1 pseudogene is annotated in these 230 nt (G+C 40.9%); it reads left to right on the top strand.

What is annotated here, in order from left to right:
• Positions 1–230, top strand: a pseudogene (locus ERX27_RS11470) (IS5/IS1182 family transposase); the annotation flags it as partial.

The raw sequence follows: 230 nt of genomic DNA, 5'->3' as shown, positions 1-230 counted from the left end.
TATTGTTCATGGTGTCCGTAAAGAGAATCAGGCCTTTGAATATAATAAGGATGCAGGGATGTTTGTATGTCCGGCAGGACAGTTAGCCGTTAGAAAAGCGCGTCAGGGAAAAAAGCAGGGTCAAAACCAGACGGATACTTATTATTTTGACATTGATAAATGCCAGATCTGCCCTCTCAAAATAGGATGTTATAGAGATGGCGCTAAATCTAAAACATACAGCGTGACAA

It is taken from the genome of Macrococcus brunensis (assembly GCF_004359615.1).
Taxonomy (GTDB): domain Bacteria; phylum Bacillota; class Bacilli; order Staphylococcales; family Staphylococcaceae; genus Macrococcus; species Macrococcus brunensis.
This window is presented reverse-complemented; position numbering and strand designations above follow the sequence as displayed.